This is a genomic window from Stenotrophomonas sp. STEN063, from assembly GCF_056854515.1.
This window is the reverse complement of the sequence record NZ_JBXFWF010000023.1, coordinates 1-16,165: the sequence shown is the minus strand read 5'-3', so window position 1 is coordinate 16,165 and position 16,165 is coordinate 1. Positions and strand designations below refer to the sequence as shown.

The window sequence follows — 16,165 nt, the reverse complement described above, 5'->3', positions numbered from 1 at the left end:
ACTACGACCATGACGAAGAAATATTCGTTGGGCTTCGTGGGCCGCAAGGCTGGCATGAGCCGCGTTTTCACCGAAGATGGCCAGTCCATCCCGGTGACCCTGATTGAAGCAACCCCGAACCGCATCGCGCAGATCAAGACCGTCGAAACCGACGGCTACAGCGCCGTGCAGGTGACCGTCGGCGCTCGTCGCGCTGCGCTGGTCAACAAGCCGGAAGCCGGTCACTTCGCCAAGGCGAAGGTCGAAGCCGGTCGTGGCCTGTGGGAATTCCGCGTTGAAGACGCACAGATCGGCGATTTCGCCGTCGGTGGCGAAATCAAGGCAGACATCTTTGAAGTCGGCCAGACGGTTGACGTCCAGGGCGTCACCAAGGGTAAGGGCTTCCAGGGCACCATCAAGCGCTACAACTTCCGTATGGGCGATGCAACCCACGGTAACTCGCTGTCGCATCGCGCGCCGGGTTCCTTGGGCCAGCGCCAGACCCCGGGTCGCGTTTTCCCGGGCAAGAAGATGTCCGGCCACATGGGTTCGGTGCAGCAGAGCACGCAGAATCTGGAAGTGGTCAAGGTCGATGTCGAGCGTGGTCTGATTGCCATCCGCGGCGCCGTGCCTGGCGCAGCCGGTGGTGACGTGATCGTGCGTCCGGCTAGCAAGGCATAAGGAGAGATGACGATGGAACTCGTTATCACGGGTAGCAACAACAAGGTCTCGGTCTCCGAAGCCGTGTTCGGTCGCGATTTCAGCGAAGATCTGGTTCACCAGGTCGTCGTTGCTTACCGCAACGCCGCACGTTCGGGCACCAAGGCACAGAAGACGCGTTCTGAAGTGGCTGGTACCACCAAGAAGTCGAAGAAGCAGAAGGGTGGTGGCGCTCGTCACGGTGCCCTGACCGCTCCGATCTTCGTCGGCGGTGGTGTCACCTTCGCGGCCAAGCCGCGTAGCTTCGAACAGAAGGTCAATCGCAAGCAGTATCGCGCCGCCATGTGCGCCATCCTGTCCGAGCTGAACCGCCAGGGTCGCCTGACCATCGTTGAGTCGTTCGATGTCGAAGCGACCAGCACCAAGGCCCTGACCACCAAGCTGGCTGGCCTGGAAGTGGGCAAGCGTCCGCTGATCGTCACCGAAGAAGCTTCCGAGCACCTGTACCTGTCCGCTCGCAACCTGCCGTATGTGCAGGTGCGTGACGTGCAGGGCCTGGACCCGGTTTCGCTGGTCGGTGCCGACACGGTCGTCATCACCGCTGACGCGGTCAAGAAGGTCGAGGAGTGGCTGGCATGAGCGCCAACGAAAAAATCTTCAGCGTGCTGCGTGCACCGCGAGTCTCTGAAAAGACCGCGCGCCTGCAGGAAATCTCCAACCAATACGTCTTCGAAGTTTCGAACGAAGCCACCAAGGCCGATGTAAAGGCCGCGGTTGAGCAGCTGTTCGACGTCAAGGTCGAGTCGGTCAACGTGCTGAACGTGAAGGGCAAGAACAAGTCCTTCCGTAACCGTGCAGGCCGCCGCGGCGATTGGCGCAAGGCGTATGTGCGTCTCGCCGATGGCCAGTCCATCGATGTAACGGCCAAGGCCTGAGGTACATCCCATGCCATTGATGAAATTCAAACCCACTTCTCCCGGCCGTCGTTCGGCCGTGCGCGTGGTCACTCCTGATCTGCACAAAGGCGCGCCGCATGCTGCGTTGCTGGAGCCGCAGAGCAAGTCCGGCGGTCGTAACCACCACGGCCGCATCACTACCCGTCACGTGGGTGGTGGTCACAAGCAGCACTACCGTCTGATCGACTTCAAGCGCAACAAGGAAGGCATTCCGGCACGCGTGGAACGTATCGAATACGATCCGAACCGCACTGCCCATATCGCCCTGCTGTGCTACGTCGACGGCGAGCGTCGCTACATCATCGCCCCGAAGGGCCTGAAGGCTGGTGACCAGGTCATCTCGGGCGCTCACGCCCCGATCAAGACCGGCAACACCCTGCCGCTGCGCAACATCCCGGTCGGTACCACCGTCCACGGGATCGAGCTGAAGCCGGGCAAGGGCGCTCAGATCGCTCGTGCTGCTGGTGCAGGCGTGCAGCTGGTCGCTCGTGAAGGCATCTACGCCACCCTGCGCCTGCGCTCGGGTGAAATGCGTAAGGTGCCGGTCGAATGCCGCGCCACCATCGGTGAAGTCGGTAACGATGAGCACAACCTGGAAAAGCTGGGCAAGGCTGGCGCCAAGCGCTGGCGCGGTGTCAAGCCGACCGTCCGCGGTGCGGCCATGAACCCGGTTGATCACCCGCACGGTGGTGGTGAAGCCAAGGCCGGCCAGGGTAATCCGCATCCGGTCACCCCGTGGGGCGTTCCGACCAAGGGTTACAAGACGCGCCATAACAAGCGCACTCAGCAGTTCATCGTCCGCGATCGTAGGGGCTAATCGACCATGGCACGTTCACTCAAGAAGGGCCCGTTCGTCGATCACCACCTCGTCAAGAAGGTGGAGGCCGCTGCGGGCAGCAAGAAGCCGATCAAAACCTGGTCGCGCCGTTCGATGATCCTGCCGGAAATGGTAGGCGTCACCATCGCCGTTCATAACGGCAAGAACCACGTTCCAGTGCTCGTCAACGAGAACATGGTCGGCCACAAGCTCGGCGAATTTGCCGTCACCCGGACCTTCAAGGGTCACGGTGGCGACAAGAAGTCGGGCAAGTAAGGAGAGATGACAATGGAAGCGAAAGCAATCCTGCGCTCCGCGCGCATCTCTGCGCAGAAGGCTCGTCTGGTCGCTGACCAGGTGCGCGGTCTGCCGGCCGAGCGTGCGGTCAACCTGCTGAAGTTTTCGGATAAGAAGGCTGCCCACCTGATCAAGAAGGTGGTGGAGTCGGCTATCGCAAATGCCGAAAACAACCAGGGCGCTGACGTCGACGAGCTGAAGGTCAAGACCATCATGGTTGATGAAGGTCCGACCCTGAAGCGTTTCATGGCGCGGGCGAAAGGCCGCGGTACCCGCATCCTCAAGCGCACCAGCCACATCACTGTGGTTGTGGGCGCCGGCAAGTAAGCGGAAAGGATAAAGACCATGGGTCATAAAGTTCATCCGGTTGGTATCCGCCTCGGTATTTCCAAGGACTGGAACTCCAAGTGGTACGCCAACAAGGCCGAGTTTGCTGGTTACCTGGCAGCCGACCTGAAAGTTCGCGAGATGCTGCGCAAGAAGCTTGCTCAGGCTGGTATCTCCAAGATCCTCATCGAGCGTCCGGCAAAGACGGCTCGCGTGACGATCCACACCGCCCGTCCGGGCGTGGTGATCGGCAAGCGTGGTGAGGACATCGAAAAGCTGCGTAAGGAAGTGAGCGAAATGATGGGCGTCCCGGCGCACATCAACGTCACCGAAGTGCGCAAGCCGGAGTTGGACGCACAGCTGGTTGCCGAGTCGATCGCGCAGCAGCTGGAGCGCCGCATCATGTTCCGCCGCGCAATGAAGCGCTCGGTCGGCAACGCGATGCGCCTGGGTGCCCTGGGCATCAAGGTCAACGTCGGCGGCCGCTTGAACGGCGCTGAAATCGCCCGTTCGGAGTGGTACCGCGAAGGCCGCGTGCCGTTGCACACCCTGCGTGCGGATATCGACTACGGTTTCGCTGAAGCCAGCACCACCTACGGCATCATCGGCATCAAGGTCTGGATCTACAAGGGTGAAGTCTTTGATTTCTCCCAGGTTGGCCAGGAAAAGCAGGACGACAGCCCGCGCAACGATCGTAACGATCGCGGCGACCGCGGTGACCGTCCGTCGCGCCCGGCTCGTGAAGCGAGGTAACGGCAATGTTGCAACCCAAGCGAACCAAATACCGCAAGATGTTCAAGGGCCGCAATGACGGCCTGAGCTGGAGCGCCAACGCCGTCAGCTTCGGCGAGTTCGGCCTGAAGGCTACTGCCCACGGTCAGCTGACCGCGCGTCAGATCGAAGCGGCCCGCCGCTCGATCAGCCGCTACGTCAAGCGCGGTGGCAAGATGTGGATCCGTGTGTTCCCCGACAAGCCGATCACCAAGAAGCCCATCGAAGTCCGAATGGGTGCTGGTAAGGGTGGCGTGGAATACTGGGTCGCCCAGATCCAGCCGGGCCGCATGATTTATGAAGTCGAGGGTGTGACCGAGGAAGTGGCACGCGAGGCGTTCCGCCTGGCCGCTGCCAAGCTCTCGGTGACCACCACTTTCGTAACCCGGACGGTGCGCTGATGGACATCAAACAACTCCGCGAGAAGTCGGCTGACGAACTCAAGGCCCACCTGACCGACCTGCGTAAGGAGCAGTTCTCGCTCCGTATGCAGCAGGTCACCGGCCAGCTGCCGAAGACCCACGAAACCCGCCGGGTGCGTCGCGAGATTGCTCGCGTCAAGCACCTGATCGGCAGCACGAAGTAAGGATGGCTGCGATGAGCGAAAATACTGAAAAGAAGACGCTGCGCACGGTCGAAGGCCGTGTCGTCAGCAACAAGATGGACAAGACGGTCACCGTGTTGGTGGAGCGCCAGGTCAAGCACCCGTTGTACGGCAAGTACATCAAGCGCTCGACCAAGCTGCACGCACACGACGCCGACAACGCCTGCAATGAAGGCGATGTCGTGCGCGTGACCGAGATTGCTCCGATGTCCAAGACCAAGAACTGGCGTGTGGTGGAAGTCATCACGCGTGCGGCTGAATAAGGAGATCTGACTCATGATCCAGATGCAGAGCTACCTTGATGCTGCGGACAATTCCGGTGCCAAGGAACTGATGTGCATCAAGGTGCTTGGTGGTTCCAAGCGCCGTTATGCCCACATCGGCGACATCATCAAGGTCACCGTGAAGGACGCAATCCCGCGCGGCAAAGTCAAGAAGGGTGAAGTGTATGACGCCGTCGTGGTGCGTACCCGCAAGGGTGTGCGTCGCGCCGATGGCTCGCTGATCCGTTTCGACGGCAACGCTGCGGTCCTGCTCAACAACAAGCAAGAGCCGATCGGCACCCGCATCTTCGGACCGGTGACCCGTGAACTTCGTTCCGAGAAGTTCATGAAGATCGTCTCGCTCGCTCCCGAAGTTCTGTGAGCGCCAGGAGATAGTCATGGCTAACCGTATCAAGAAGGGCGACCAGGTCGTCGTCAACACCGGCAAGGACAAGGGCAAGCAGGGCGAAGTCGTCCGCGTCGACGGCGATCGTGTGATCGTCGCCAACGTGAACATCGTCAAGCGCCACACCAAGCCGAACCCGCAGGCAGGCGTTGCCGGCGGCGTGGTCGAGCGTGAAGCGTCGATCCATATCTCCAACGTGAATGTGCTGAACCCGGCTTCGGGCAAGGGCGAGCGCGTTGGCTTCAAGGTGCTGGAGGATGGACGCAAACTGCGTGTGTTCCGCTCCAGCGGTGAGGCGCTCGACGCCTAAGGACTGACCGATGAATTCACGTCTCGAAAAGTTTTACAAGGAAGAAGTGGTACCGGCGCTGACCAAGCAGTTCGGTTACACCAATCCGATGGAAGTGCCGCGCCTGGTCAAGGTCACCCTGAACATGGGTGTGGGCGAAGCTGCGACCAACAAGAAGGTTCTTGAGAACGCCGTTGCCGACATGACCAAGATCACCGGCCAGAAGCCGGTGGTCACCAAGTCGCGCGTCTCGGTGGCTTCGTTCAAGATCCGTGATGGTTGGCCGATCGGCTGCAAGGTCACGCTGCGTCGTGACACCATGTTTGAGTTCCTGGATCGCCTGATCAACATCTCGCTGCCGCGCGTGCGTGACTTCCGCGGCGTGTCGGGTCGTTCGTTCGACGGTCGTGGCAACTACAACATGGGTGTGAAGGAACAGATCATCTTCCCGGAAATCGACTTCGACGCCGTCGACGCGATCCGCGGTATGGATATCGCCATCACCACCACCGCCAAGACCGACGCGGAAGCGAAGGCGCTGCTCGCAGCGTTCAAGTTCCCGTTCCGTAACTGATTCGTCGAGGATACAGAAATGGCAAAGACCTCAATGGTCAACCGCGACATCAAGCGGAAGAAGCTGGCTCTGAAGTACGCCGACAAGCGTGCTGCTCTGAAGAAGATCGTGTCCTCCGTGGACGCGAGCTACGAAGAGAAGATCGAGGCTGCAACCAAGTTGTCGAAGCTGCCGCGCGATTCGTCGCCGAGCCGCCACCGCAACCGTTGCGAACTGTCGGGTCGTCCGCGTGGCGTGTACAGCAAGTTCGGCCTCGGCCGCAACAAGCTGCGCGAAGCCACCATGCGTGGTGACGTGCCGGGCCTTCGCAAGGCAAGCTGGTAGCAACAACCCGCTGGGCGGACCGAAAGGCCCGCCCAGCAGGGCTTTCGGGTCAATCTGAAGGCAAAACAAAAAGTCCGACGCAAGTCGGGCTTTTTGTCGTATAATCCCGCTTCTTGCCTGCCCGAAATGGCGGCAGGTGCGTCAAGGGCCCTGGCCCATCCCAGGAAAACACGAGATTTTCGCGAAAGCGGATATCGGTGCACTCAAAGGTATCTACATGAGCATGACTGATCCCATCGCCGACCTGCTGGTCCGCATCAAGAATGCGGCAGCGGTTGGCAAGCAGACGGTGAAAGCCCCGTCGTCCAAGGTCAAGGTGGCCATTGCCCAGGTCCTGAAGGACGAGGGTTACATCGCCGACCTGCGCGTCAACAACATCGAGAACAACAAGGCCGAACTCGAAATCGTCCTGAAGTACTTCGAAGGCAAGCCGGTCATCGCGACCCTGAAGCGCTTCTCGCGTTCGGGTCTGCGCCAGTACCGTGGCAAGTCTGAACTGCCGAAGGTCCTGAACGGCCTGGGCGTCGCCATCATTTCCACCTCCAAGGGCATCATGACTGATGCGCAGGCGCGCCAGTTGGGCGTCGGCGGCGAAGTCCTGTGCTTCGTGGCCTAAGGGAAGGAGTCCACTATGTCCCGCGTAGCCAAGAAGCCGATCAACCTGCCCAAGGGCGTTGAACTGACCATCCAGCCGGAAGTTGTGAGCGTGAAGGGCCCGAAGGGCACCCTGTCGCTGAACAAGACCGCTGGCGTAGAAATCACTCTCGACAACGGCGTTGCCACGCTGAGCCCGAAGGACATTTCCTTCGACGCGCTGGCCGGCACCGTGCGTGCGATCCTGGCCAACATGGTGCAGGGCGTGTCCGAAGGCTTCGAGCGCAAGCTTGAGCTGGTCGGCGTGGGTTACCGCGCTGCCATGCAGGGCAAGGACCTGAACCTGTCGCTGGGCTTCTCCCACCCTGTCGTGTTCGTGGCGCCGGAAGGCATCACCCTGTCGACCCCGACGCAGACGGAAATCGTCGTGCAGGGCGTGGACAAGCAGGTTGTCGGTGAAGTCGCCGCCAAGATCCGTGGTTACCGTCCGCCGGAGCCCTATAAGGGCAAGGGTGTGAAGTACGCCGGTGAAGTCATCATTCGCAAGGAAGCCAAGAAGGCCTAATTCTTAGGTTTTCAGCTTTCGAGGATAAAGAACATGAACAAGAACATCGCCCGTCTGCGTCGCGCCAAGTCGACCCGTTCGCACATCCGTACCCTGGGCGTTGCACGTCTGTCGGTGCTGCGCACCGGTCAGCACCTGTACGCACAGGTCTTCACCGCCGACGGCTCCAAGGTGCTGGCTGCTGCCAACACCGCACAGGCCGAAGTCAAGGAAGGCCTGAAGAGCGGCAAGAACATCGACGCTGCCACCAAGGTTGGCAAGTTGATCGCCGAGCGCGCCAAGGCTGCTGGTATCGAGAAGGTCGCTTTCGACCGCTCGGGCTACCGCTACCACGGTCGCATCAAGGCGCTTGCTGATGCTGCCCGCGAAGGCGGCCTGCAGTTCTAAGCAATACAGGAAAGGGGCCTCTGGCCCCTTTCCGCCTGCCTGCCGGTACGGGTTTGTACCGGGCGCCATTCGTTCTTCTGCAGCGTCTGGCGATTCACTGCTTCACTACACAACCATAAGCGGCATCGAGCCGTACATACCCAATCAATCAAGGAATCGAAATGGCAGAAGAGCGTCAGCAGCGGGGTCGCGATCGCGACCGTAACCGCGAAGAGAAAATCGACGACGGCATGATCGAGAAGCTGGTCGCGGTCAACCGCGTCAGCAAGACCGTCAAGGGTGGCCGTCAGTTCACCTTCACCGCACTGACCGTGGTCGGTGATGGCGAAGGCAAGGTCGGCTTCGGTTATGGCAAGGCACGCGAAGTGCCGGTCGCCATCCAGAAGTCGATGGAACAGGCCCGCAAGAACCAGGTCAGCGTTGATCTGAACAACGGCACGTTGTGGCACACCATCAAGGATGGTCACGGCGCAGCTCGCGTGTTCATGCAGCCGGCTTCGGAAGGTACCGGCGTCATTGCCGGCGGTGCCATGCGCGCCGTGCTGGAAGCCGTTGGCGTGAAGAACGTCCTGGCCAAGGCAACCGGTTCGCGTAACCCGATCAACCTGGTCCGCGCCACCCTGAAGGGTCTGGCCGGTGCACAGTCCCCGGCTCGTATTGCTGCCAAGCGCGGCAAGAAGTTGGAGGATCTGAACCATGGCTAATGAAACCGTCAAGACTGTAAAGGTGCGCCTGGTGCGCGGCCTGCGTGGCACCCAGTCGCGTCACCGCCTGTCGGTGCGTGCCCTGGGCCTGAACAAGCTCAATGATGTGCGTGAACTGAAAGACAGCCCGCAGGTTCGCGGTCTGATCAACAAGGTTCAGTACCTCGTCCAGGTTGAGGAGTAATCGACCATGACTATGCGTCTCAATGAACTGAGCCCGGCACCGGGCGCCCGTACCGAGCGTACCCGCGTCGGTCGCGGCATCGGCTCCGGCCTGGGCAAGACCTGCGGCCGCGGCCACAAGGGTTCGTTCGCTCGCAAGGGCGGCGGCAAGATCAAGGCTGGCTTCGAAGGCGGCCAGACCCCGATGCAGCGTCGTCTGCCGAAGATCGGCTTCTTCTCGCACAAGGCCAAGGACACCGCAGAAGTGCTGTCCTACCACCTTGACCGCCTGGAAGCTGGTGAGATCGACCTGGCCGCACTGCGTGCAGCCAAGCTGATCCCGTCGACCGCGAAGAAGGCCAAGGTCGTCTTCAAGGGCGAGCTGAGCAAGGCATTCACCCTGAAGGGTATTGCTGCTACTGCCGGCGCCAAGGCCGCGATTGAAGCTGCCGGCGGCAGCGTACAGGAGTAACTGGAACATGGCGCAAGCTGGCATCGGTAACCTCGCGGCAGGGGCGGGCAAGTTCACTGAACTTCGCCAACGCCTTCTGTTCGTACTTGGGGCATTGCTCGTCTATCGCATCGGCTGTTATGTGCCGGTGCCGGGCGTCAATCCCGAGGCCATGCTTGCGCTGATGCAGGCGCAGGGCGGCGGCATCGTGGACATGTTCAACATGTTCTCGGGCGGCGCCCTGCACCGTTTCAGTATCTTCGCGTTGAACGTGATGCCGTATATCTCGGCATCCATCGTGATGCAGCTGGCGGTCCACATCTTCCCGGCCCTGAAGGCCATGCAGAAGGAAGGTGAGTCGGGTCGTCGCAAGATCACCCAGTATTCGCGCATTGGCGCGGTGCTCCTGGCGGTAGTGCAGGGCGGCAGTATCGCGCTGGCACTGCAGAACCAGGTGTCGCCGGGCGGTGCACCGGTGGTGTACGCCCCGGGCATGGGCTTCGTGTTGACCGCGATCATCGCGCTCACTGCAGGCACCATCTTCCTGATGTGGGTAGGTGAGCAGGTGACGGAGCGCGGCATCGGCAACGGTGTGTCGCTGATCATCTTCGCAGGCATCGTGGCTGGCTTGCCGGCTGCCGTGATCCACACCGTCGAAGCCTACCGTGACGGCAACATGAGCTTCATCTCGTTGCTGATCATCGTGCTGGTGGTGCTGGCTTTCACCTACTTCGTGGTGTTCGTGGAGCGCGGTCAGCGTCGTATCACGGTCAATTACGCCCGCCGTCAGGGTGGCCGTAATGCCTATATGAACCAGACCTCGTTCCTGCCGCTGAAGCTCAACATGGCAGGCGTGATCCCGGCGATCTTCGCCTCCAGCATCCTTGCCTTCCCGGCAACGCTGGCGATGTGGTCCGGCCAGGCCAGCTCGGCCACGTGGCTGCAGAAGGTGGCCAACGCGCTGGGTCCGGGCGAGCCGCTGCACATGATCGTGTTTGCTGCGCTGATCACCGGTTTTGCGTTCTTCTACACCGCGTTGGTGTTCAACTCGCAGGAAACCGCTGACAACCTGAAGAAGTCGGGCGCGCTGATCCCGGGTATCCGTCCGGGCAAGGCCACCGCCGATTACATCGATGCCGTGCTGACCCGTCTGACGGCTGCTGGCTCGCTGTACCTGGTGATCGTCTGCCTGCTGCCGGAAATCATGCGTACCCAGCTCAACGCCTCCTTCTACTTCGGCGGCACCTCGCTGCTGATCGTGGTGGTGGTGGTGATGGACTTCATCGCACAGGTCCAGGCGCATCTGATGTCGCACCAGTACGAGAGCCTGTTGAAGAAGGCCAACCTGAAGGGCGGCAACCGCGGTGGTTTTGCACGCGGCTGATTCACCGGTTATACTTTCCGCTTCATAGCGAGAAACCCGCTCCGGTTCCCGGGGCGGTTTTCCAAACAGAAGGGCGGCCCCTGCAGCGGTTTCGGGTGGGGGTGTGATGTGGTTGTTCCGCGCGGGAGTAGCGCGGGCGGCTCGGAGACTTCTCTCCTTGCCAGGCACATCCGGCGCCGGAGCATGGGCACACTCCCCACGCCGGGCTTGTGGAACTGTATGTTCCACGGGCTTCCAAGCAAACCGAAGCCTTGTTAGTATCGCTAGTTCACATTTTTGATCCATCCTGCCGGATTGGCGCGCCTCATGGTGCGTATTCGGCCATCACTCAGCTGGAGAACCGCGTCATGGCGCGTATTGCAGGCGTCAACCTGCCAGCCCAGAAGCATGTCTGGGTCGGGTTGCAAAGCATTTACGGCATCGGCCGTACCCGTTCGAAGAAGGTCTGCGAAGTTGCAGGCGTTGCTTCGACCACCAAAATCCGCGATCTGTCGGAACCGGAAATCGATCGTCTGCGCCTGGAAGTAGGCAAGTACATCGTTGAAGGCGATCTGCGTCGCGAAATCGGCATTGCCATCAAGCGCCTGATGGACCTGGGCTGCTATCGCGGCCTGCGTCACCGTCGTGGTCTCCCGCTGCGTGGTCAGCGCACCAAGACCAATGCACGTACCCGTAAGGGTCCGCGCAAGGCTCTGAAGAAGTAAGGGACCTAGATAATGGCTAAGCCCGCTGCTGCAAAAACCAAGAAGAAGATCAAGCGCGTCATCACTGATGGCGTTGCCCACGTCCACGCTTCGTTCAACAACACCATCGTGACCATCACCGACCGTCAGGGCAATGCACTGTCCTGGGCGACCTCCGGTGGCGCTGGCTTCCGTGGTTCGCGTAAGTCGACTCCGTTCGCCGCTCAGGTTGCCGCCGAAAAGGCTGGCAAGGCTGCGCTGGATTACGGCCTGAAGTCGCTGGAAGTCCGCATCAAGGGTCCGGGTCCGGGCCGTGAGTCGGCCGTACGTTCGTTGAACAACGTCGGCTACAAGATCACCAACATCATCGACGTGACGCCAATCCCGCACAACGGGTGCCGTCCGCCGAAGAAGCGTCGCGTCTAAAGGAGCGATAAGAAATGGCTCGTTATATCGGTCCTACCTGTAAGCTCGCCCGCCGCGAAGGCGCCGACCTCTCCCTGAAGAGCCCGGCCCGCGCGTTGGATTCCAAGTGCAAGCTGGAGCAGAAGCCCGGCCAGCACGGCGCCACTGCCCGTAAGGGCAAGCTGTCCGACTACGCTACCCAGCTGCGCGAAAAGCAGAAGGTCAAGCGTATCTACGGTCTGCTGGAGCGTCAGTTCCGCAACTACTACAAGAAGGCCTCGACCAAGAAGGGCAACACCGGCGAGAACCTGCTGCAGTTGTTGGAAACCCGTCTGGACAACGTCGTCTACCGCATGGGCTTCGCAGTGACCCGTCCGGCTGCCCGTCAGCTGGTCTCGCACCGCGGTGTCACGGTCAACGGCAAGTCGGTGAACCTGGCTTCGTACCAGGTCAAGGCCGGCGACGCGATTGCGCTGTCCGAGAAGGCTGCCAAGCAGCTGCGCGTCCAGGAAGCCCTGGTCGTTGCCGAGCAGCACGACCTCAGCCCGTCGTGGGTCGAAGTCGATTCGAAGAAGTTCAGCGGCGTCTTCAAGGCTGTGCCGGATCGTGCGGACCTGCCTGCGGATATCAACGAAGCGCTGATCGTCGAGTTGTATTCGAAGTAATTCACAATGGAGAACCTCCGGGTTGCACCGGAGGTTCGCAGGAGAACCCGCAACATGACGGTTACCGCAAACCAGGTTCTGCGTCCTCGCGGTCCGCAGATCGAACGCCTTACCGAGACCCGCGCCAAGGTCGTGATCGAGCCTTTGGAGCGTGGTTACGGGCATACGCTGGGCAACGCCCTGCGTCGCGTGCTGCTGTCGTCCATCCCGGGCTTCGCCATTACCGAAGTCGAGATCGACGGCGTGTTGCACGAGTACACCACTTTGGAAGGCCTGCAGGAAGACGTGCTTGACGTCCTGCTGAACCTGAAGGACGTGGCGATCCGTATGCACACCGGCGACAGCGCCACTGTTTCCCTGTCCAAGCAGGGTCCGGGTGTTGTCACCGCTGCCGACATCAAGGTTGACCACAACGTCGAAGTGATCAACGGCGACCATGTGATCTGCAACCTGACCAAGGACACTGCGATCAACATGCGTCTGAAGGTCGAGCGTGGCTTCGGCTACCAGCCGGCTGCCGCACGTCGTCGTCCGGACGAAGAATCGCGTGCGATTGGTCGTCTGGTGTTGGACGCTTCGTTCTCGCCGGTCCGCCGCGTCGCTTATGCGGTGGAAGCCGCTCGCGTCGAACAGCGTACCGACTTGGACAAGCTGGTCATTGATATCGAAACCAACGGCACGATCGATGCCGAGGAAGCTGTCCGCACCGCGGCCGACATCCTCAGCGATCAGCTGTCGGTGTTCGGTGATTTCACCCACCGCGACCGTGGTGCAGCCAAGCCGGCCAACAACGGCGTGGATCCGGTGCTGCTGCGCCCGATCGACGACCTGGAACTGACCGTGCGTTCGGCCAACTGCCTCAAGGCTGAGAGCATCTACTACATCGGCGATCTGATCCAGAAGACCGAAGTCGAGCTGCTCAAGACCCCGAACCTCGGCAAGAAGTCGCTGACCGAGATCAAGGAAGTGCTGGCCCAGCGCGGTCTGTCGCTTGGCATGAAGCTGGAGAACTGGCCGCCGGCCGGTGTCGCCGCTCACGGCATGCTCGGCTGATAAGCAATACCTGTTCCCCCGCATGGGTGACCATGCGGGGGAATATTGTTTCAGCAGTACCCGCATTGACGGTTAAACAACGCCGCAATGCCGGTCGTCCAGGACGGGTGACCAGGACCATCCGCAGTCCACTTTCAACGCCAGGATGGCGACAACGATGTCCAACGTCTCACCATTAACCAAGGAATAAACCCATGCGTCACATGAAGTCGGGCCGCAAGTTCAACCGCACCAGCGCCCACCGCGAAGCAATGTTCAAGAACATGGCTGCGTCGCTGTTCAAGCACCAGCTGATCAAGACCACCCTGCCGAAGGCCAAGGAACTGCGCCGCGTTGCCGAGCCGCTGATCACCCTGGCCAAGGTTGATTCGGTTGCCAACCGTCGTCTGGCGTTCGCCCGCCTGCGTGACAAGGAAGCCGTTGGCGTCCTGTTCACCGTGCTGGGCCCGCGCTACGCCAACCGTCCGGGCGGCTACCTGCGCCTGCTGAAGTGCGGTTTCCGCGCTGGCGACAACGCTCCGATGGCTTACGTTGAACTGGTTGACCGTCCGGTCGCCGTTGCGGAAGAAGTCGGCGAGTAATCGCACGCTTCCGTCCATCGACGGATGCAGAAGAAGCCCGGCCTAGGCCGGGCTTTTTTGTTCATGTGGTTACGGTTGCCATCACTGCTGATCGCGCGCGGATGGCCTGTTACTCTTGTTGCATTGTTCACTCCGGAAAGTTGCGATGAACCCTTTGCGTTGGAGTTTCCGCGCGCAGTGCCTGCTGGGCTTGCTGACCTGTGCTGGCCTGCTCGCATTTGCGATCTACATGCAGATCCAGATGGGGCTGGAGCCATGCCCGCTGTGCATCTACCAGCGCATCGCGTTCGCCGCCGTCGGCGTGCTGTTCCTGTTTGGTGCCATGCACGGCCCTGCCAGCCGCGGTGGACGCGCCGGTTACGGCGTGTTGACGCTGCTGGCGGCGCTGGTCGGCGCTGGTATTGCCGGGCGCCATGTCTATGTGCAATTGCTGCCGAAGGACCTGGGCAGCAGCTGTGGCCCGCCGCTGAGCTTCCTGGCCGAGACCATGGGGCCGTTCGAGGTGTTCCGTACCGTGCTGACCGGCACCGGTGACTGCGGCAACATCGATTGGACCTTCCTTGGCCTGAGCATGCCGATGTGGAGCCTGGTGTGGTTTGTGCTGCTCGCCGGCTGGGCGCTGTACGTCGGCCTGCGCACCCGTAAAAAACGATTGATCTGACTCTTTGAACTCGACAACTGGTATCTGCATGAACGCTTTCTCTTCCCCGTCATCCGTCGCCACCGCCAGCAGCTGGGCGCCGGACAGCTGGCGAGGCAGGCCCGCGCTGCAGATGCCGACGTACCCCGATCCGCAGGCGCTGGAGGCCGCGTTGAGCGAACTGCGGCAACTGCCGCCGCTGGTGACCTCATGGGAGATCTTCGCGCTCAAGCAGCAGCTGGCCGAGGCACAGGAGGGCAAGCGTTTCCTGCTGCAGGGCGGTGACTGCGCCGAGAACTTCGTCGACTGCGAATCGGGCACGATCTCCAACCGGCTCAAGGTGCTGCTGCAGATGAGCCTGGTGATGGTGCATGGCCTGCGCATGCCGGTTATCCGCGTTGGCCGCTTTGCCGGCCAGTACGCCAAGCCGCGCTCGGCCGATACCGAAACCCGCGACGGGGTGACCTTGCCCAGCTACCGTGGCGACGTGATCAATGCGCCTGGGTTCACCGAGGCCGCGCGCGTTCCCGACCCGCAGCGGATGATCACCGCGCATTCGCGCTCGGCGCTGACGATGAACTTCGTGCGTGCGCTGATCGATGGCGGCTTCGCCGACCTGCATCACCCCGAGTACTGGAACCTGGCGTGGATGCGCTGCTCGCCGCTGGCCGAGGAGTACCAGGAGATGGTCGCCTCGATCGGTGATGCGGTGCGCTTCATGGAAACCTTGTCGGGCTCACAGGTGCACAACCTCAACCGCGTGGATTTCTACACCTCGCATGAGGCCTTGCTGCTGCCGTACGAGCAGGCGCTGACCCGGCAGGTGCCGCGCCAGAGCGGTTGGTTCAACCTGAGCACGCACTACCCGTGGATCGGCATGCGCACCGCGGCGCTGGATGGCGCCCACGTGGAGTACCTGCGCGGCGTGCGTAATCCGATCGCGATCAAGGTGGGGCCGTCGGTACAGCCGGATCAGCTGCTGCGCTTGATCGACGTGTTGAACCCGGATGACGAGCCGGGCCGCCTGAGCTTCATCCACCGCATGGGCGCGAATCAGATCGCCGACAAGTTGCCGCCACTGCTGGATGCGATCAAGCGCGATGGGCGCCGCGTGCTGTGGGTCTGCGATGCCATGCATGGCAACACCGAGAGCACCAGCAACGGTTACAAGACCCGGCGGTTTGACAACATCCGCAGCGAGGTCGAGATGTCCTTCGACCTGCACGCAGCGGCCGGAACGCGCCTGGGCGGCGTGCACCTGGAGTTGACCGGCGAGGATGTCACCGAATGCACCGGTGGCGCACGTGAGCTCACCGAGCGCGATCTGGAGCGTGCCTACCGCTCCAGCGTCGATCCGCGCCTGAACTACGAGCAGTCGCTGGAAATCGCCATGGCCATCGTCCGCAAGCAGGGCTGAAGGCCATACCTGTAGTGCCGAGTCATGCTCGGCAGAGGCATTACCGGCAAAGCCGAACCCGTAGTGCCGAGCCATGCTCGGCAGAGGCATTACCGGCAAAGCCGAACCCGTAGTGCCGAGCCATGCTCGGCAGGGGCGTTACCGGCAACGCCGAACCTGTAGTGCCGAGCCATGCTCGGCAGAGGCGTTACCGGGAAAACCCAATGC

28 protein-coding genes are annotated in these 16,165 nt (G+C 61.5%); all 28 read left to right on the top strand.

The genetic code is table 11. The features are described from left to right. Nucleotides 1-9: 9 nt before the first annotated feature. The 28 genes from rplC to AC1VWL_RS08060 all read left to right on the top strand — a co-directional run bounded on the left by rplC (nt 10) and on the right by AC1VWL_RS08060 (nt 15,958). Nucleotides 10-660: a 50S ribosomal protein L3 gene (rplC, locus tag AC1VWL_RS08195; protein ID WP_282270285.1), complete on the top strand. Its 651-nt coding sequence runs from the start codon at nt 10-12 to the stop codon at nt 658-660. A gap of 12 nt (nt 661-672) precedes the next feature. Next, the gene (gene rplD, locus AC1VWL_RS08190) at nt 673-1,278 is read left to right on the top strand and encodes a 50S ribosomal protein L4 (RefSeq protein ID WP_282270283.1); all 606 of its coding nucleotides are present in this window, start codon (nt 673-675) and stop codon (nt 1,276-1,278) included. After that, the gene (gene rplW, locus AC1VWL_RS08185) at nt 1,275-1,574 is read left to right on the top strand and encodes a 50S ribosomal protein L23 (protein ID WP_057629589.1); all 300 of its coding nucleotides are present in this window, start codon (nt 1,275-1,277) and stop codon (nt 1,572-1,574) included. The genes rplD and rplW overlap by 4 nt, the downstream gene beginning before the upstream one ends. 10 nt (nt 1,575-1,584) lie before the next feature. Continuing rightward, nucleotides 1,585-2,412, top strand: coding sequence for a 50S ribosomal protein L2 (rplB, locus tag AC1VWL_RS08180; RefSeq protein WP_057629590.1), 828 nt, complete (start codon nt 1,585-1,587; stop codon nt 2,410-2,412). A gap of 6 nt (nt 2,413-2,418) precedes the next feature. Continuing rightward, nucleotides 2,419-2,688, top strand: a complete 270-nt coding sequence (gene rpsS / locus AC1VWL_RS08175; RefSeq protein ID WP_057629591.1) for a 30S ribosomal protein S19 — start codon at nt 2,419-2,421, stop codon at nt 2,686-2,688. Nucleotides 2,689-2,700: 12 nt separating this feature from the next. Then, entirely contained in the window at nt 2,701-3,036 is a 336-nt protein-coding gene (rplV, locus tag AC1VWL_RS08170; protein WP_054657198.1) for a 50S ribosomal protein L22, read from the top strand. 18 nt (nt 3,037-3,054) lie between these two features. Then, nucleotides 3,055-3,789: a 30S ribosomal protein S3 gene (gene rpsC / locus AC1VWL_RS08165; RefSeq protein ID WP_057629592.1), complete on the top strand. Its 735-nt coding sequence runs from the start codon at nt 3,055-3,057 to the stop codon at nt 3,787-3,789. 5 nt (nt 3,790-3,794) lie between these two features. Next, entirely contained in the window at nt 3,795-4,208 is a 414-nt protein-coding gene (rplP, locus tag AC1VWL_RS08160; protein WP_282270271.1) for a 50S ribosomal protein L16, read from the top strand. After that, nucleotides 4,208-4,393 carry a 50S ribosomal protein L29 gene (gene rpmC / locus AC1VWL_RS08155; protein ID WP_054657204.1) on the top strand — a complete coding sequence of 62 codons (186 nt, stop codon included), beginning with the start codon at nt 4,208-4,210 and terminating at the stop codon, nt 4,391-4,393. The genes rplP and rpmC overlap by 1 nt, the downstream gene beginning before the upstream one ends. 11 nt (nt 4,394-4,404) lie before the next feature. Next, nucleotides 4,405-4,674, top strand: a complete 270-nt coding sequence (gene rpsQ, locus AC1VWL_RS08150; RefSeq protein WP_303749032.1) for a 30S ribosomal protein S17 — start codon at nt 4,405-4,407, stop codon at nt 4,672-4,674. 13 nt (nt 4,675-4,687) lie between these two features. Then, nucleotides 4,688-5,056, top strand: coding sequence for a 50S ribosomal protein L14 (rplN, locus tag AC1VWL_RS08145; protein ID WP_019186153.1), 369 nt, complete (start codon nt 4,688-4,690; stop codon nt 5,054-5,056). A gap of 16 nt (nt 5,057-5,072) precedes the next feature. Beyond that, nucleotides 5,073-5,390: a 50S ribosomal protein L24 gene (gene rplX, locus AC1VWL_RS08140; RefSeq protein WP_017355416.1), complete on the top strand. Its 318-nt coding sequence runs from the start codon at nt 5,073-5,075 to the stop codon at nt 5,388-5,390. A gap of 10 nt (nt 5,391-5,400) precedes the next feature. Then, complete coding sequence (gene rplE / locus AC1VWL_RS08135; RefSeq protein WP_062169033.1) at nt 5,401-5,943, top strand: 50S ribosomal protein L5; 543 nt, start codon at nt 5,401-5,403, stop codon at nt 5,941-5,943. Between the two features lie 18 nt (nt 5,944-5,961). Then, on the top strand, nt 5,962-6,267 hold the full coding sequence (rpsN, locus tag AC1VWL_RS08130; protein WP_282270266.1) for a 30S ribosomal protein S14: 306 nt from the start codon (nt 5,962-5,964) through the stop codon (nt 6,265-6,267). Between the two features lie 217 nt (nt 6,268-6,484). Beyond that, nucleotides 6,485-6,883, top strand: a complete 399-nt coding sequence (rpsH, locus tag AC1VWL_RS08125) for a 30S ribosomal protein S8 (RefSeq protein ID WP_296253885.1) — start codon at nt 6,485-6,487, stop codon at nt 6,881-6,883. A 15-nt stretch (nt 6,884-6,898) separates the two neighbouring features. Continuing rightward, nucleotides 6,899-7,426, top strand: coding sequence for a 50S ribosomal protein L6 (gene rplF, locus AC1VWL_RS08120; protein WP_282270262.1), 528 nt, complete (start codon nt 6,899-6,901; stop codon nt 7,424-7,426). 33 nt (nt 7,427-7,459) lie between these two features. After that, a complete protein-coding gene (gene rplR, locus AC1VWL_RS08115) occupies nt 7,460-7,813 on the top strand; it encodes a 50S ribosomal protein L18 (protein WP_062169024.1) in 354 nt (117 codons plus the stop codon). Nucleotides 7,814-7,974: 161 nt separating this feature from the next. Next, nucleotides 7,975-8,517, top strand: coding sequence for a 30S ribosomal protein S5 (rpsE, locus tag AC1VWL_RS08110; RefSeq protein WP_282270259.1), 543 nt, complete (start codon nt 7,975-7,977; stop codon nt 8,515-8,517). Further along, on the top strand, nt 8,510-8,701 hold the full coding sequence (rpmD, locus tag AC1VWL_RS08105) for a 50S ribosomal protein L30 (RefSeq protein ID WP_062169020.1): 192 nt from the start codon (nt 8,510-8,512) through the stop codon (nt 8,699-8,701). The genes rpsE and rpmD overlap by 8 nt, the downstream gene beginning before the upstream one ends. A gap of 6 nt (nt 8,702-8,707) precedes the next feature. Beyond that, nucleotides 8,708-9,151: a 50S ribosomal protein L15 gene (rplO, locus tag AC1VWL_RS08100; RefSeq protein ID WP_057629603.1), complete on the top strand. Its 444-nt coding sequence runs from the start codon at nt 8,708-8,710 to the stop codon at nt 9,149-9,151. A gap of 7 nt (nt 9,152-9,158) precedes the next feature. Next, nucleotides 9,159-10,514, top strand: a complete 1,356-nt coding sequence (secY, locus tag AC1VWL_RS08095) for a preprotein translocase subunit SecY (protein WP_282270254.1) — start codon at nt 9,159-9,161, stop codon at nt 10,512-10,514. A gap of 347 nt (nt 10,515-10,861) precedes the next feature. Continuing rightward, nucleotides 10,862-11,218 (top strand): 30S ribosomal protein S13, encoded by a 357-nt coding sequence (gene rpsM / locus AC1VWL_RS08090; protein WP_057629605.1) that lies wholly within the window; start codon nt 10,862-10,864, stop codon nt 11,216-11,218. A 12-nt stretch (nt 11,219-11,230) separates the two neighbouring features. Then, nucleotides 11,231-11,623, top strand: coding sequence for a 30S ribosomal protein S11 (rpsK, locus tag AC1VWL_RS08085; RefSeq protein ID WP_057629606.1), 393 nt, complete (start codon nt 11,231-11,233; stop codon nt 11,621-11,623). 14 nt (nt 11,624-11,637) lie between these two features. Beyond that, a complete protein-coding gene (gene rpsD, locus AC1VWL_RS08080) occupies nt 11,638-12,267 on the top strand; it encodes a 30S ribosomal protein S4 (RefSeq protein ID WP_057633112.1) in 630 nt (209 codons plus the stop codon). Between the two features lie 54 nt (nt 12,268-12,321). Beyond that, entirely contained in the window at nt 12,322-13,320 is a 999-nt protein-coding gene (locus tag AC1VWL_RS08075; RefSeq protein WP_062169013.1) for a DNA-directed RNA polymerase subunit alpha, read from the top strand. A 194-nt stretch (nt 13,321-13,514) separates the two neighbouring features. Continuing rightward, nucleotides 13,515-13,901, top strand: coding sequence for a 50S ribosomal protein L17 (rplQ, locus tag AC1VWL_RS08070; protein WP_282270242.1), 387 nt, complete (start codon nt 13,515-13,517; stop codon nt 13,899-13,901). A 145-nt stretch (nt 13,902-14,046) separates the two neighbouring features. Next, nucleotides 14,047-14,562: a disulfide bond formation protein B gene (locus AC1VWL_RS08065; protein WP_482986356.1), complete on the top strand. Its 516-nt coding sequence runs from the start codon at nt 14,047-14,049 to the stop codon at nt 14,560-14,562. Nucleotides 14,563-14,590: 28 nt separating this feature from the next. Next, nucleotides 14,591-15,958, top strand: coding sequence for a class II 3-deoxy-7-phosphoheptulonate synthase (locus AC1VWL_RS08060; RefSeq protein ID WP_482986355.1), 1,368 nt, complete (start codon nt 14,591-14,593; stop codon nt 15,956-15,958). Nucleotides 15,959-16,165 lie beyond the last annotated feature (207 nt).

What these genes read in the sequence shown, in the direction of transcription:
- rplC (WP_282270285.1), top strand. Translation starts at nt 10, where the DNA reads ATGACGAAGAAATATTCGTTGGGCTTCGTGGGCCGCAAGGCTGGCATG.
- rplD (WP_282270283.1), top strand. Translation starts at nt 673, where the DNA reads ATGGAACTCGTTATCACGGGTAGCAACAACAAGGTCTCGGTCTCCGAA.
- rplW (WP_057629589.1), top strand. Translation starts at nt 1,275, where the DNA reads ATGAGCGCCAACGAAAAAATCTTCAGCGTGCTGCGTGCACCGCGAGTC.
- rplB (WP_057629590.1), top strand. Translation starts at nt 1,585, where the DNA reads ATGCCATTGATGAAATTCAAACCCACTTCTCCCGGCCGTCGTTCGGCC.
- rpsS (WP_057629591.1), top strand. Translation starts at nt 2,419, where the DNA reads ATGGCACGTTCACTCAAGAAGGGCCCGTTCGTCGATCACCACCTCGTC.
- rplV (WP_054657198.1), top strand. Translation starts at nt 2,701, where the DNA reads ATGGAAGCGAAAGCAATCCTGCGCTCCGCGCGCATCTCTGCGCAGAAG.
- rpsC (WP_057629592.1), top strand. Translation starts at nt 3,055, where the DNA reads ATGGGTCATAAAGTTCATCCGGTTGGTATCCGCCTCGGTATTTCCAAG.
- rplP (WP_282270271.1), top strand. Translation starts at nt 3,795, where the DNA reads ATGTTGCAACCCAAGCGAACCAAATACCGCAAGATGTTCAAGGGCCGC.
- rpmC (WP_054657204.1), top strand. Translation starts at nt 4,208, where the DNA reads ATGGACATCAAACAACTCCGCGAGAAGTCGGCTGACGAACTCAAGGCC.
- rpsQ (WP_303749032.1), top strand. Translation starts at nt 4,405, where the DNA reads ATGAGCGAAAATACTGAAAAGAAGACGCTGCGCACGGTCGAAGGCCGT.
- rplN (WP_019186153.1), top strand. Translation starts at nt 4,688, where the DNA reads ATGATCCAGATGCAGAGCTACCTTGATGCTGCGGACAATTCCGGTGCC.
- rplX (WP_017355416.1), top strand. Translation starts at nt 5,073, where the DNA reads ATGGCTAACCGTATCAAGAAGGGCGACCAGGTCGTCGTCAACACCGGC.
- rplE (WP_062169033.1), top strand. Translation starts at nt 5,401, where the DNA reads ATGAATTCACGTCTCGAAAAGTTTTACAAGGAAGAAGTGGTACCGGCG.
- rpsN (WP_282270266.1), top strand. Translation starts at nt 5,962, where the DNA reads ATGGCAAAGACCTCAATGGTCAACCGCGACATCAAGCGGAAGAAGCTG.
- rpsH (WP_296253885.1), top strand. Translation starts at nt 6,485, where the DNA reads ATGAGCATGACTGATCCCATCGCCGACCTGCTGGTCCGCATCAAGAAT.
- rplF (WP_282270262.1), top strand. Translation starts at nt 6,899, where the DNA reads ATGTCCCGCGTAGCCAAGAAGCCGATCAACCTGCCCAAGGGCGTTGAA.
- rplR (WP_062169024.1), top strand. Translation starts at nt 7,460, where the DNA reads ATGAACAAGAACATCGCCCGTCTGCGTCGCGCCAAGTCGACCCGTTCG.
- rpsE (WP_282270259.1), top strand. Translation starts at nt 7,975, where the DNA reads ATGGCAGAAGAGCGTCAGCAGCGGGGTCGCGATCGCGACCGTAACCGC.
- rpmD (WP_062169020.1), top strand. Translation starts at nt 8,510, where the DNA reads ATGGCTAATGAAACCGTCAAGACTGTAAAGGTGCGCCTGGTGCGCGGC.
- rplO (WP_057629603.1), top strand. Translation starts at nt 8,708, where the DNA reads ATGACTATGCGTCTCAATGAACTGAGCCCGGCACCGGGCGCCCGTACC.
- secY (WP_282270254.1), top strand. Translation starts at nt 9,159, where the DNA reads ATGGCGCAAGCTGGCATCGGTAACCTCGCGGCAGGGGCGGGCAAGTTC.
- rpsM (WP_057629605.1), top strand. Translation starts at nt 10,862, where the DNA reads ATGGCGCGTATTGCAGGCGTCAACCTGCCAGCCCAGAAGCATGTCTGG.
- rpsK (WP_057629606.1), top strand. Translation starts at nt 11,231, where the DNA reads ATGGCTAAGCCCGCTGCTGCAAAAACCAAGAAGAAGATCAAGCGCGTC.
- rpsD (WP_057633112.1), top strand. Translation starts at nt 11,638, where the DNA reads ATGGCTCGTTATATCGGTCCTACCTGTAAGCTCGCCCGCCGCGAAGGC.
- AC1VWL_RS08075 (WP_062169013.1), top strand. Translation starts at nt 12,322, where the DNA reads ATGACGGTTACCGCAAACCAGGTTCTGCGTCCTCGCGGTCCGCAGATC.
- rplQ (WP_282270242.1), top strand. Translation starts at nt 13,515, where the DNA reads ATGCGTCACATGAAGTCGGGCCGCAAGTTCAACCGCACCAGCGCCCAC.
- AC1VWL_RS08065 (WP_482986356.1), top strand. Translation starts at nt 14,047, where the DNA reads ATGAACCCTTTGCGTTGGAGTTTCCGCGCGCAGTGCCTGCTGGGCTTG.
- AC1VWL_RS08060 (WP_482986355.1), top strand. Translation starts at nt 14,591, where the DNA reads ATGAACGCTTTCTCTTCCCCGTCATCCGTCGCCACCGCCAGCAGCTGG.